This window comes from Sphingobacterium lactis (genome assembly GCF_011046555.1).
GTDB lineage: Bacteria > Bacteroidota > Bacteroidia > Sphingobacteriales > Sphingobacteriaceae > Sphingobacterium > Sphingobacterium lactis.
Genome location: NZ_CP049246.1, coordinates 754,141 through 766,868 on the forward strand (window position 1 = coordinate 754,141; position 12,728 = coordinate 766,868).

Here is a 12,728-nt window from a genome sequence, read left to right on the forward strand (position 1 = left end):
TGCATCGAAAATAGTACAATGCCCTTACGGAAATTCGAGAAATAATAGTATTTTTGCGTATCTAAACAAAATTCACTATCTGTAATACTCATGAGAGAAATACAATTCAGAGAAGCGCTTCGTGAAGCAATGAACGAAGAAATGCGTAAAGACGAAACAATCTTTTTAATGGGCGAGGAAGTCGCTGAATATAATGGAGCCTACAAAGTGAGTCAAGGTATGCTTGATGAATTTGGCGCTAAACGTGTAATCGACACGCCTATTGCTGAGCTTGGATTTGCGGGTATTGGTGTTGGTGCAGCCATGAACGGTTTAAAACCGATCATTGAGTTCATGACATTCAACTTCTCCCTAGTTGCTATTGACCAAGTGATCAATGCGGCAGCAAAAATCCGCCAGATGAGTGGTGGTCAGTTTTCCTGCCCGATTGTATTTAGAGGACCTACAGGTAATGCAGGCCAATTGGCGGCACAGCACTCACAGAACTTCGAAAACTGGTTTGCAAATACTCCAGGTCTGAAAGTAGTTGTTCCTTCAAACCCTTACGATGCGAAAGGATTATTGAAATCCTCGATCATCGATCCAGATCCAGTAATTTTCATGGAGTCGGAAGTGATGTACGGTGATAAAGGAGAAGTGCCTGAAGAAGAGTACTACCTTCCAATTGGTAAAGCGAACGTAATCCAAGAGGGTAACGACGTGACAATTGTATCATTTGGTAAAATGATCCCTCGTGTTGTGATCCCTGCGGTAGCAGAATTGCAAAAAGAAGGAATCAGTGTAGAATTGATCGACTTGCGTTCCGTACGCCCGATCGACTACCCTGCGATCTTGGAGTCTGTTAAGAAAACCAATCGTTTGGTTATCGTTGAAGAAGCATGGCCATTGGCTTCCATTTCTTCGGAAATCACTTTCCATGTACAAAAGAACGCCTTCGATTATTTGGACGCGCCAATTATCCGCGTTACATCAGCAGATGTGCCTTTGGGCTATGCCCCTACGTTGGTTGAAGCGACCCTTCCAAGCATCGAAAAGGTAGTAAAAGCGGTGATAGACGTTTCTTACATCAAAAAATAAGGTTTACACCTCAAAAATATAACGCCCTGGTAATTTCTTGCCGGGGCTTTTTTATGGAAAAAAATTGTATTTTTAAAGAAATTATAATCGCATTAAAGAGAAACTAATTAAAAACGTATAAACCCTTATCAATGAAAAAATTATTTGTGCTATTTATGTTTTCAACAGCTGTGATCTGTACGAAAGCGCAAGAAGTAAACTTTAAACTTAAAATGCCCCTGAATCAGCCGTTGAAATCCGTGGTGACAATGAAAATGGATATGGAGGGTGAGCAATCCATGATTATGGATATGGTAACGAAATCAACAATTGCGGCAACGAAGTTCGAAAACCAGAACTATACCTTTGAGAATATAACGGACGCGATTAAGATGGATATGGATGCAGGTGTCATGACAATGAGCTATGACTCTGAGAAACCTACCGAAGACCCAATGGCGGAAATGTTAGCCGCACAGATGAAACCTTTGATCGGCAAAAAGATCACCATGATCCTGGATGAAAAAGGAAAGATGATCGAAACCAACACCGATGAGATTGAAGGTTCGGAAAATCCTTACGAGAATATGGGTATGACCGCTACGTATCCGGACAAACCTGTAAAGGTTGGTGATACCTGGACTTCTGAAGCCGAAAATAAAGGCATGAAGACCAAATTGACGAACAAGTATGTTGCTAAAACAGCGGATGGCCACGTGGTAGAAACGGCTGGTGACCTATTCAATGAGAAAGAGGAGAAGATCGGCACCATGAAATCAACATATACCGTTGACCCGGAAACATTCTTCACGAAGACCGCAACGGTGAACATGGAAATGGATGTCGAAGGAAAGAAGGTAAAAATGAATATGCAAATGGATATCCAGAAGTAATACTAAGAATATCCATAAAATAAGAAAGCCCGATAATTAAACATTATCGGGCTTTTTTATGCTTTATGCTGTTTATGCGTTTACTTCAGCTTTGTAATCATCTGCGGACATCAATGCATCAACATCTGCAGTATTGTTCAATTTAACACGGATAATCCATCCTTCACCATAAGGATCGGAGTTTACCAACTCTGGGTTAGCGTCGATTGCATCGTTTACTGCAACCACTGTGGATGTAACAGGCATAAATAGATCAGAAACCGTTTTTACAGCTTCGATTGTACCGAAAACTTCGTTGGCAGCAACTTCATCACCTACACTGTTGATGTCGACGAATACGATATCGCCCAATTCGCGCTGTGCGAAGTCAGTAATACCAATAACAGCTTCATCACCTTCCACACGAATCCATTCGTGATCTTTGGTGTATTTTAATTCAGAAGGAAAATTCATGTCTTTTTTGTATTTGTTTTTCCCCCAAAAATAGGATTAAACCCGGAGAATACAAAAGTTATTGTATTTTTATCAGATGAATCCTGGTATCGCTAAATTATCGCAAATCGCACAGAAAAAGGAACGTCTCATCATCGGTCTGATGTCCGGCACTTCCCTCGATGGATTGGATATCGCACTGTGCCGCATCCAAAGCAGCGGAACAGCTACCCAACTCCACCTGGAGCGTTTTGAAACCATGGATTACCGCCCTTCCTTCCGGACAAATGTGCGGGAAATATTTGCGAAGCGCAGCATTGATCAACAAACACTTTGTGGGTTAAATCCCTACATTGCGGAAGTACATGCGGACTTGATCCTGCAGGCACTTCAACAGTGGGGATTAAAGGCAGCAGCTATCGATTTAATCGCCAGCCATGGCCAAACCGTATACCATGCACCTCAATCCCTGACCGGAGATCGCGCCTTACCCAACAGTACCCTACAACTGGGCGATGGCGACCATATCGCCGTTCGGACCGGTATCATCACGCTATCGGATTTCCGTCAGAAACACTTGGCTGCCGGAGGTGAAGGCGCTCCATTGGCCGCTTATGGAGATTACCTCCTCTTTAGCGATCCGACCGAGAACCGCATCCTTTTGAATATCGGTGGCATTTCCAATTTTACCTTTCTTCCTGCCCAAGCAACAACTGCACAGGCATACGCAACGGACCTTGGGCCCGGCAACACCATGATGAACCAATACATGGAGGTTCATTTTCAACAGGAAATGGATAAGGATGCTGCATTGGCTCGACAAGGAAAGGTCATTCCGGAGTTACTGCAGGAACTTCAGTCGGAAGATTTTCTAAAACTGGACTTTCCCAAAACGACGGGACCTGAACTGTTCAACTTACGGTTTCTGGAACAGGCAATACAGCGGCTTCGTACGCAGGAGTTAGCACATGCGGACATCATGGCCACACTGAATCATTTTGCTGCAAGCAGTATAATCGATGGAATTCAGCGAGCAACCCGGCATTTGGATGGCTTCACTGTTTATGTGAGTGGTGGCGGTTTGCACAATCCGCTTCTATTGGAGCAGATTCAAGCGGCTTTTCCCGGAGAGGTTCACTCTTTTACAAAATTGGGGTTGAATCCGGATGCCAAGGAAGCGTGCTTATTTGCTGTTCTGGCCAATGAAACGTTGGTAGGAGAACCGTCATCTGTTTCACAAATCAAAGATTCTCCTGCTATCTGTATGGGGAAAATTAGCCTTCCCTACTGATCCAAAGCTTGGTGGATAAAGTTCTTGAACGGAATCATAGACGCATACACGCCTATAACGGTTTCTAGAGCGCGTGGAGACTCCATTTCCTTTCTTCCAAGGCTCTTGTGCAGAATGAAGCTGCGGTGCTTCAGCAGCTCGATATGGGGGTTGTCAGCAGCATAGCCATTCGGTGGCCTTTGCAGCCTATCTTCTGCGGATAACTCCTCCGCTTGCCAACCGCCCTCCTTCAATGCCTTGAAAAGATCCTCAGCACTGTAATCAATTTCCTGACGGATGGCTTCCAAATGCTGTTTTTCGGGACGCCAATACCCTACAGCTAGGAAAGTACCTTCTGGTTCAATATGAATATAATATTCCGGACCCGCCAACTTTCGGCCATCAATGGAGATGCCCGCAGCAAACCAACTTTTATAGGGATCCTTATTCTTGGAAAAACGGACATCCCTGTAAATCCGGAACAGACATTTCTTCGCTGAAATCTCTCGGTTGATATGGGGATCTAGATCGGAAAGACGATCAATGATCTGCTCGATAAATGCCGTAACATTGACCAGTGCCGCTTCGTATTCGCCCTTATGCTCTTGGAACCATTCCCTATTGTTGTTTTCCTTCAGGTCGTTTAAGAAATTAAAGGTTGATTTTTCGATTTTCATAGCGATTAGATTAGCATTAAAAAGATATAGACCAATGGAGCTGCCATTAGCAGACCATCAAAACGGTCCAGAAAGCCACCATGACCCGGCAGTATATTGCCCGAGTCTTTGATCCCCAAGCTCCGCTTTAGCATGGATTCAACAAGATCCCCCAAGGTACCAAAGGCACCGATGATCACGGCAATGCACACCCACTCTAGGCGGCTGAGCGTTCCATAGAAATACTGTAGACTCAAACTGATCGCTACAGCCAATAGAATCCCGCCGATAAAGCCTTCCCAGGTTTTATTCGGGCTAATCCGTTCGAAAAGCTTGGTCCGACCAAATGCCCTTCCCGCAAGATAGGCTCCCGTGTCATTTGCCCAGAGCATGATCAAGAAACCCATGGGAACGGCGAAATTAAATGACCCGTCCAAAAATCCAAGACCTACAAAAAAGAGAAAGGGTATGGTTCCATAACAGATCCCTAAAATGGTATAAGCGATATCATGGAATGGCTTTTCTCTTTTCAGATAAAGCGAGGAAATAAAGAGCAGGGCAAATAAGGGTACAATTGCCGCCAGATAAGCCAGCGGGCTCAAACCCAAGAAATAACCGGAAACCAACAGGCCCAACCCTAGGGCTATCAGTATCCCAACAGTCTTTAGGGGTTTAGTCTCTGGGGTGGTGGTAATCACAAAAAATTCACGTGCAGCAAAGACGCCTACCAAACTGAAGAACGCAGCAAAAACGTATTGGTTGAAGATTGTTGCACATACCAACACGATAATAAAAAAGAATCCTGTAATTGCTCTTGTTTTCATTTATTCGTCTTCTTCTCCATAACTATCGATCAATGCAGCGGCTTCCGCAAAATGATCATTGTCCACATACAGTTCGATCACGCCGAATAAATAGGAGGAGTCCTGTTTGTTCAGCACGACGGCAGGGATATTGTTCTCTACCAACATCTGTTTGACGATTTCCGCCTGAACAGCATTAGTATAAACCTTGATCTTTGTCCAATTTGGATTCATGGGTTAGTTTTTGTTGATTTGATTGCTTATAAAAATAATAGCCGATGGCGATACAGCCGATTATGCTCGCGATATAGATCGGCACGCTGTACACTTCGGAAGCCTGCAGTTCCTCAAAGGTTTTGCCTTCCTTTGCATAGGTATAGGCATAGATCGTCACATAGGCATTGTTCACAAAGTGTCCAATGATGGGAATCCAGATATTATTGGTCCAGAGCAGGGCATAGCCAAATATCAAACCCAGGATCATCCGCGGAAAAAACCCATAGAACTGTAGGTGTATTGCGGAGAATATTATGGCCGTCACCCAGATGGCTACATGTGCATTCCTGAACATCCTGCCGAAAATATGTTGCAGGGATCCTCGGAAATAGAATTCTTCTACAACTGCGGGAATGACTGCCATCACCAAGAGATTTAACAGCAGCAACGGAATGCTGTCCACCATCACTATGCGACGGATCAAATCACCCATGTTGTCCTCATTCGTTCGCATCCAATTTTCCAGCGCATCCAGACCGGCAGGCAAATTCATGCTCTTGTTCCAATCGCTGATCAATGCCATCATTGGCCCGCTTGCCACCATAAACAGCAAGGTCAGGACAATGTACAGGCTTGCTCGCTGTGGTTGAGCCGGAAAATATAGATATTGGCGCTTTTCGATCATTTGCAAAATCAGGGCCGGTATCAGAAAAGTCGACAAACTGCTCGCTCCGAGCAGCACATAGATCACGAACGTATTTTCAGGATTGGGTTGCCCCGTCGTGAAATCAATGACCTGTGTATCAAATCCCGAAAAGATCAACACGAGGATAATCGCGAAAAACTGAATAAACAGGGAACACGCAAAGGTCAGCCCCAATAGGATAATCAGGGATTTCCAAGCGGGATTTTTCGGTTCCTCAAATAACATTGTTGGTTCCATGGTTAAATCGAACAAGAGTCATCGGTACAACTTGGCGCATCCTTGTCCGGGTTCAGGAAGGTAATCTTTGGGTTGCTCTCGCGCCATTCGGAGAAACTCTTTTCCAAAACTTCCACAAAGGCATCCGTTGGCTGTGCGCCGGATACCGCATATTTACGGTTAAATAGAAAGAACGGTACCCCACGGATACCAATCTGCTTGGCTTCATTCAAATCCTGCTTTACCTCATAGGCATATGTATCGGATGATAGTGCTTCCTTGGTCCCGGCAGCATCAAGTCCCACCTCCGTGGCCAAGGTAACCAGGACTGATTCATCCTCGATGTTCAGGCCCTCCTCAAAGTGTGCCTTGAATAGACGTCCCTTCATTTCAGTCCCCTTGCCTACACTTGCCGCATAATGGATCAATTCATGGGACTTGAATGTATTGGCAGGGATGCTCCTGTCAAAATCAATTACCAATCCCGTTTGTTTCGCCATTTGGACAACTTGCCCAGTCATGGCGCGAACCTGGTCGATAGGCATACCCTTGGACTGACTCAGGTAGGAATACGTCGTATCACCAGCCTGATGGTGGTAATTCGGATCCAATTGGTAGCTTCTGTACACCACTTCCAATTCATCCTTAAAGCTCAGCTGTGCCAAAGCTTTCTCAAAATGATCCTTGCCGATGTAGCAGAAAGGACACATGATATCTGACCAGATTTCTATTAACATAGTCAAAAATAATCTTTTAAAACCACTAATACGAATAACAGCCTAACCGAATGGTTAGGCTGTTCCAATTTTTTTAGTTCACACGAACGGGATCGTTCGGTTTCTTAAGTTCTTTGTATGGATAGGTTTTCATCTCTTCCAGCAGCAACTGAACCGTTCTCTCCAGCTGTGGGTCTCGTCCGCTCAACAGGTCTTTCGGGGTTTGCTCCACAAAGATATCCGGCGCTACGCCTTCATTTTCAATGATGTAGTTTCCATTCAGGTCAAAAACACCGAAGTTCGGCGAGGTTACACTACCTCCATCCAATAGCGGCGGATAACCGGAAATACCCACCAGGATACCCATGGTCGTCCTACCGACCAATTTGCCTAAGCCCTTGAACCGGAACATATACGGCATCATGTCTCCACCAGATCCAGCGTTTTCATTAATGATCATCGCTTTTGGACCGAATATGCCGTTTCCAGGTGTGGTAAAGCTTCGTCCATCACGAATTCCCCAGCCTGATATCAAGTCTCGTGACAACAGGTCGATGACGTAATCGGCAACCGATCCACCACCATTGTTTCGCTCATCCAATAGAAGGGCCTTTTTGTCCATCTGCGAGAAATAATACCGGTTGAAGGATGTGTACCCTTCCCTACCCGTGTTCGGCATATAGACATAGGCTATCTGTCCATTGCTCAATTGGTCCACCTTCTTTCTGTTGTTCTCCACCCATTCCTGGCGGCGAAGGGCGACTTCGTTGCCAAAGGAAATAGGTTTAACGATGATATCGCGTGCGCCAGATAGGCTTGGTTTGTCGTTTACCTTCAAACTGACTTGCTTGCCAACGGTAAAATCAAATAAGCTGTAAATATCGATATCAGCCGTCAGCTCCTGACCATTCACGGCCAGAATATACATTCCTTCCCGTAGATTTAATCCCGGCTCGGCCAATGGGGCTTTAAAGCTTGGGTTCCAATCCATACGGTTATAGATTTTCGCAATTTTGTACCTGTTGTTATCGATGACATAGTCTGCACCCAATACACCTGCGGAAACCGACGGTGCGGTTGGCTCATCACCAGGATAAATATAGCTATGGCCCACGACCAACTCTCCGAGCATTTCATTCAGCAGGTAGCTCAGGTCGGAGCGGTGGTTCACATAAGGCAGGAATTTAGCATATTTCTTTTTTGCAGCTTCCCAATCAGCGCCATGCATGTTCTCCACATAGAAGAAATCCTTCTGCATCGCCCAAACTTCGTTATAGATCTGGTTCCATTCCGCTTCCGGATCCACCTTGAGCTTAATGTTCTCCAGTTTCAATTTCCCGGCATCGCCCGCAGGCTTCTGTCCGGCAGCAACGATATAATATCCCTTTTGGTCACGATAGAACATCTGTTTCCCATCTGCGCTGATCTCAAAGCCGCCCGCATTCTCAACCAACTGTTTCTCTTCCATCTTCTTCAGATCATAGGCATAAATATTCCGATTGCGCATATAGATCAACATATTCTCTACGGTACCATCAAAACCATAGGAGCCCGACTCGATCGGAAGCGCCATGATCCGGTTGTTGATATTGGCAAAGTCAACCTTGATCTCCTTAGGTGTCTGGACCTCCTTGGTCTTCTCGTCCTTGCCGTTTTTGGTCGTTTTCTTATCGTCTTTCTTTGTGTCTTTATTTTTATCCGATTCTTTCTCCGCAATGGCACCTTCCGTTACTACGGCTTCTTCATCGCTTTCGTTCTTGAAAATAGACGGGCTGTCACTGGAAAGGATAAATGCATAAGGCGCATACTCTGTTGCACGGTCATAGGCGGTCATGTGTAGGCCCGAATTGGTCAATCCGACATTTGTACTTGCCGTAAAGATCAGGTACTTGCCATCCTTGGTAAATTTAGGCTGACGTACCGCACTCATCCCGTCCGTAATCTGTTGGGTCTGTTTGCTATCGATATTATACATATAAACGGCATTCACCCCGTTTTTCAACGTCTTCAGGTAGGCAATCCATTTGGAATCCGGAGACCAACTGGATTGGAAATAGTTGTACCCGCGTCCAGTATGTGATCCCAGGTAATCATCGGCAACTTTCGTTATCTTTTTACTTGCCACATCCACGAAATACAGATTCAGGTGTGCATCGTTATAGAACAGCTTTTTGCTGTCCGGAGACCAGGTCGGCTGGAAGTAGTAATTATCCTTGCCCAAGCTGATATACATTGGTTCATCCACACCTTTCTGATCCCGCAGTACGAGTTCGTACCGACCATTTTTATCCGAAATATAGGAAATCCACTTTCCGTTTGGCGACCATGCAGGGAATCTTTCGTGGCTACCCGGTGCATTGGATATATTCCGTGCATCACCTTTCTCTTTCGGAACCGAGAATATTTCCCCGCGGGATTCGAATAACGCGCGTTGCCCTGTTGGTGAGATTCCAAAACCACGGATATCATCCTTCATCTCCACATAACGCGCCCTTTTCGACAGTGCATCCGCCTGTATGTTGATTTTCAGAGGTGAAGAGGTTTTATTCGCCGTATTCAGAATATGGAGCTTGCCGGCTTGTTCGTAGATCAATTCCCCATCCCGTCCCTGCAAGGTACGCACATCGTAGTCCGTAAAATTCGTCAGCTTCTCCACGCTCTTGCTTTGCACATCATAAGCGAAGATATTGACGATCTTATCCCGATCGGATAGGAAATATACCTTTCCACCCAACCAGATCGGTTTCACATCGTTGGATTTCTCTCCCGGAACCACCTGGATATCATGCGTCTTGGAATCGAAAATCCAAATGGAAGGCATACCGCCACCACGATAGCGTTTGAACGCTACACGCTCGCGCTCGGTCGGATCGGAATTCTTGATATACGCCCAGTATCGGCCATCAGCAGATGGTGATCCCTGATAGGCTTCCGGCATCAGCAAGGGATAGTCCACCGAACCGTTCAACTTTGTTTTGTATAACCGGCCACCTAAAGAGTAGGTCAACTCGCGCTGCGTACTGAAGTAAACTTCATCGTTTGAGATCCATCCTCTTAACACATCTGCTGCCGGATGGCTGGTTACCCGTTGGGGATCACCACCATGGATAGAAATCACATACACATCCGTATTGCCATCATAATTTCCTGTAAAGGCGATCTTGCTGCCATCAGGCGAGAAAATAGGATTCTGCTCAACCGCAGGGTTTACGGATAACCGACGTGGATTACTGCCGTTCTTATCGGCGATCCAGATGTCACCACCATAGACAAAGCTGACATGGTTCGCGCTGATACTGGGATTCCGGAGCAATAAAGTTTCATCTGTTGTTTGGGCCATGCTCAGTTGTGCTGCAGCCAAGGCCATCATGGTAAGGATATTCTTTAGCATTATGTGTTAATTGGATTGATCATAAAAATAGAAATTTATTGCAACTAACTAAAAAATTGCCCGCATATAACCTAAATATTACGTATTGGCGTTTAATTCTTGTTTTTTCACCCCGCAAGTCCCAAAAATTACTCAGGAATTGGCAGCACCTTGTCCGACATGAGAGCGTGGTGAGAGCGTGGTCAGAGCGTGGTGAGAGCGTGTCTATGACACGGTCCCACCTCCTATGGAATACGGACGCACCACGGGCGCATGTCGGACAAGGTCTAGCCCAAGTTTCCCACTAATTTTCACTCCAAATGGACTAATCCACAGAAAATTATTGAGTGGGCCACAACCAAAGGGCATAAAAAAAGGAGATATCGAAACGATATCTCCCTTATATTTTTAAATCTGTTAAATCTATGCTTCTTCTGATGCGATTTCTTCGTCAACTAGAATACGGCCACAGTGTTCACAGATAATGATTTTCTTTCTTTGGCGAATTTCAGATTGCAACTGAGGTGGTATTTTGTTGTGGCAACCTGAGCAGCTATCACGCTCGATAGAAACTACGGCCAATCCGTTTCTGAAGGATTTGCGCAATTTCTTGATCACTTTCAATAAGCGGTCATCGATGCTCTTTTCTGCTTTCTCAACCTCGCCTACCAACTGATCTTCTTCTTTCTGTGTTTCAGAAGTAATGGTTTCAAGTTCTTGTTTCTTGGCATCCAATTCACCTTTGCTGAAATCAACATTCTTTACAGTTGCTTCGTAAGCTTCTGTCTTGTTCTTGATCTCAAATTCAGCTTCACGAATACGCTTCTCGTACACTTGAATTTCCAACCCTTGGATTTCAATTTCCTTGGAAATTGCATCATACTCACGGTTGTTCTTTACCTCATTCAGTTGTGTTTCGTATTTCTTGATCGCAGTTTGCGAATCTTTGATCATATTCTTGCGCTTCACGATTGAATCTTCCAATTCATCCAGCTCATTACGAATTTTTTCGATACGTGTGTCCAAACCCGCGATCTCATCCTCTAGGTCAGCTACCTCAATAGGTAGTTCTCCACGTACTTGGCGAATTTTATCAATCTGTGTTTCCACGGATTGCCATGCCCATAAAGCTTTTAGTTTTTGTTCTACGGTTTGTTCCATTAACTGTAGTATTTATTAGATATATTGTAACTAACTATTTATCAGCGATATTACACACTGCTCGGTATGTTTAAATGTCCGATTTAAACGGTTTAATGCAGCTAAATTACTGAAATAAACCCAAATGAGACATTAACAGCATGCAAAGATACTATTTTTTCCTCAAAACTTTTTCCTTATAATTTGGAACGCAACACATGAAATTCACTTTTGGCGAAAGAACTGAATTAACCTATTGATTATTAGCACGATAATAACGAAAGAGCTATCATGGATATATTTATTCCCGACCTTTCCCCTACTGGTTGGAGAAAATGATCGGGAATATGAAAAATGTAGCATTTAGGTATTAATTTCCTATTTCAGCATAGGTCAGCACAACCTTTACCAGTGCATCAGCTGGAGCAGTACGGTTACCGGATCCTTTAAATTCCGCAAAGAGCCCTATCCTGCCGACCGAGTAGTTCGCCGAAAAGCTGTACTGTCCAAAATAAGAAGGAATAATTTCATAGAACTTCGGATTATCATCGAAAGAAAGCGCCATGTTTACATAGCCGTCTTCAAAGATCGCTTCATCCAATTCTTTGATGTCAATATTGACAAAGTAAAACCCGTTTTCCGAATCATATTCCCAGTTTGCGGACTTCACCTGGTACACATAGCTTGCGCTTTCGGATTTGCCGCGGAGAGAAATGGCTTTTCCCCAATCACCCTTATTCCGTGGACCATAGAAATCCATATTGGTCAAGTTGATGTAGAAATCTCCATCCCTACCATCCTTGATTGTTGGAGCACCATATCCACTTAAGATTGTGTTCCCATCGGTTCCATCAATACCGTCCTTACCATCCGTTCCGTTTGTCCCATTGGCTCCGCCGGTCAGGCTAATGCCTGTTCCCCATTGTCCATTGGATTGTTTTGGCCCAAAAAGTTTCTTGCTGGTCAGGTTGATGTAGAAATCACCAACATTTCCGATCGCTGAAGTGGGGTCGGTCGTTCCGCTGTGTGTCTTTGTCCCGTCCTTTCCATCCTTACCGTCTTCCCCAGGCACACCCTGAGTACCTTCAGGTCCCTGCGCACCGGGATCTCCATCCTTACCGCAGGAAATGAAAAAGGAAAGCAGCAGCAAAAAGCCGAGCTTGCGAAATAAAAATTTCATGTTCATCATGTTAATTGGTTTTAATGAATAAAAAATAGAAAATTATTGTTGTTTTATTTTAAGGCAACAACACA

The 12,728-nt window shown here is 44.6% G+C and carries 12 protein-coding genes; 3 read left to right on the forward strand and 9 right to left on the reverse strand.

Going from position 1 to position 12,728, the window contains the following annotated elements; genetic code table 11:
- Positions 1–90: 90 nt before the first annotated feature.
- Positions 91–1,077 (forward strand): pyruvate dehydrogenase complex E1 component subunit beta, encoded by a 987-nt coding sequence (locus G6N79_RS03310; protein WP_103906565.1) that lies wholly within the window; start codon positions 91–93, stop codon positions 1,075–1,077.
- 131 nt (positions 1,078–1,208) lie between these two features.
- A complete protein-coding gene (locus G6N79_RS03315) occupies positions 1,209–1,949 on the forward strand; it encodes a DUF6263 family protein (RefSeq protein ID WP_146060629.1) in 741 nt (246 codons plus the stop codon).
- A 72-nt stretch (positions 1,950–2,021) separates the two neighbouring features.
- Here G6N79_RS03315 and gcvH read toward each other — a convergent pair whose 3' ends face one another.
- Entirely contained in the window at positions 2,022–2,402 is a 381-nt protein-coding gene (gcvH, locus tag G6N79_RS03320) for a glycine cleavage system protein GcvH (protein ID WP_103906567.1), read from the reverse strand.
- A gap of 76 nt (positions 2,403–2,478) precedes the next feature.
- On the opposite strand from gcvH, the gene G6N79_RS03325 reads away from it, so the two are divergent.
- On the forward strand, positions 2,479–3,672 hold the full coding sequence (locus G6N79_RS03325) for an anhydro-N-acetylmuramic acid kinase (protein WP_103906568.1): 1,194 nt from the start codon (positions 2,479–2,481) through the stop codon (positions 3,670–3,672).
- Here the strand turns inward: G6N79_RS03325 and G6N79_RS03330 are convergent.
- The 8 genes from G6N79_RS03330 to G6N79_RS03365 form a co-directional block, all read right to left on the reverse strand.
- Positions 3,666–4,328, reverse strand: coding sequence for a DUF2461 domain-containing protein (locus tag G6N79_RS03330; RefSeq protein ID WP_103906569.1), 663 nt, complete (start codon positions 4,326–4,328; stop codon positions 3,666–3,668). The two genes, G6N79_RS03325 and G6N79_RS03330, sit on opposite strands and share 7 nt — an antisense overlap.
- Positions 4,329–4,333: 5 nt before the next feature.
- Positions 4,334–5,131, reverse strand: a complete 798-nt coding sequence (locus G6N79_RS03335; RefSeq protein ID WP_103906570.1) for a phosphatidate cytidylyltransferase — start codon at positions 5,129–5,131, stop codon at positions 4,334–4,336.
- Entirely contained in the window at positions 5,132–5,344 is a 213-nt protein-coding gene (locus tag G6N79_RS03340) for a putative signal transducing protein (RefSeq protein ID WP_103906571.1), read from the reverse strand.
- Positions 5,307–6,269, reverse strand: coding sequence for a CPBP family intramembrane glutamic endopeptidase (locus G6N79_RS03345; protein ID WP_103906572.1), 963 nt, complete (start codon positions 6,267–6,269; stop codon positions 5,307–5,309). Before G6N79_RS03345 ends, G6N79_RS03340 begins: the two co-directional genes overlap by 38 nt.
- Before the next feature lie 2 nt (positions 6,270–6,271).
- Positions 6,272–6,985 (reverse strand): DsbA family oxidoreductase, encoded by a 714-nt coding sequence (locus G6N79_RS03350; RefSeq protein WP_103906573.1) that lies wholly within the window; start codon positions 6,983–6,985, stop codon positions 6,272–6,274.
- 73 nt (positions 6,986–7,058) lie between these two features.
- Positions 7,059–10,355 carry a S41 family peptidase gene (locus G6N79_RS03355; RefSeq protein ID WP_103906574.1) on the reverse strand — a complete coding sequence of 1,099 codons (3,297 nt, stop codon included), beginning with the start codon at positions 10,353–10,355 and terminating at the stop codon, positions 7,059–7,061.
- A gap of 402 nt (positions 10,356–10,757) precedes the next feature.
- Positions 10,758–11,495, reverse strand: coding sequence for a zinc ribbon domain-containing protein (locus G6N79_RS03360; RefSeq protein WP_103906575.1), 738 nt, complete (start codon positions 11,493–11,495; stop codon positions 10,758–10,760).
- Between the two features lie 349 nt (positions 11,496–11,844).
- Entirely contained in the window at positions 11,845–12,654 is an 810-nt protein-coding gene (locus tag G6N79_RS03365) for a collagen-like domain-containing protein (protein WP_146060630.1), read from the reverse strand.
- Between the last annotated feature and the right edge of the window lie 74 nt (positions 12,655–12,728).

What these genes read in the sequence shown, in the direction of transcription:
- G6N79_RS03325 (WP_103906568.1), top strand. Translation starts at nt 2,479, where the DNA reads ATGAATCCTGGTATCGCTAAATTATCGCAAATCGCACAGAAAAAGGAA.
- G6N79_RS03310 (WP_103906565.1), top strand. Translation starts at nt 91, where the DNA reads ATGAGAGAAATACAATTCAGAGAAGCGCTTCGTGAAGCAATGAACGAA.
- G6N79_RS03345 (WP_103906572.1), bottom strand. Translation starts at nt 6,269, where the DNA reads ATGGAACCAACAATGTTATTTGAGGAACCGAAAAATCCCGCTTGGAAA.
- G6N79_RS03355 (WP_103906574.1), bottom strand. Translation starts at nt 10,355, where the DNA reads ATGCTAAAGAATATCCTTACCATGATGGCCTTGGCTGCAGCACAACTG.
- G6N79_RS03360 (WP_103906575.1), bottom strand. Translation starts at nt 11,495, where the DNA reads ATGGAACAAACCGTAGAACAAAAACTAAAAGCTTTATGGGCATGGCAA.
- G6N79_RS03335 (WP_103906570.1), bottom strand. Translation starts at nt 5,131, where the DNA reads ATGAAAACAAGAGCAATTACAGGATTCTTTTTTATTATCGTGTTGGTA.
- G6N79_RS03350 (WP_103906573.1), bottom strand. Translation starts at nt 6,985, where the DNA reads ATGTTAATAGAAATCTGGTCAGATATCATGTGTCCTTTCTGCTACATC.
- G6N79_RS03330 (WP_103906569.1), bottom strand. Translation starts at nt 4,328, where the DNA reads ATGAAAATCGAAAAATCAACCTTTAATTTCTTAAACGACCTGAAGGAA.
- gcvH (WP_103906567.1), bottom strand. Translation starts at nt 2,402, where the DNA reads ATGAATTTTCCTTCTGAATTAAAATACACCAAAGATCACGAATGGATT.
- G6N79_RS03365 (WP_146060630.1), bottom strand. Translation starts at nt 12,654, where the DNA reads ATGAAATTTTTATTTCGCAAGCTCGGCTTTTTGCTGCTGCTTTCCTTT.
- G6N79_RS03340 (WP_103906571.1), bottom strand. Translation starts at nt 5,344, where the DNA reads ATGAATCCAAATTGGACAAAGATCAAGGTTTATACTAATGCTGTTCAG.
- G6N79_RS03315 (WP_146060629.1), top strand. Translation starts at nt 1,209, where the DNA reads ATGAAAAAATTATTTGTGCTATTTATGTTTTCAACAGCTGTGATCTGT.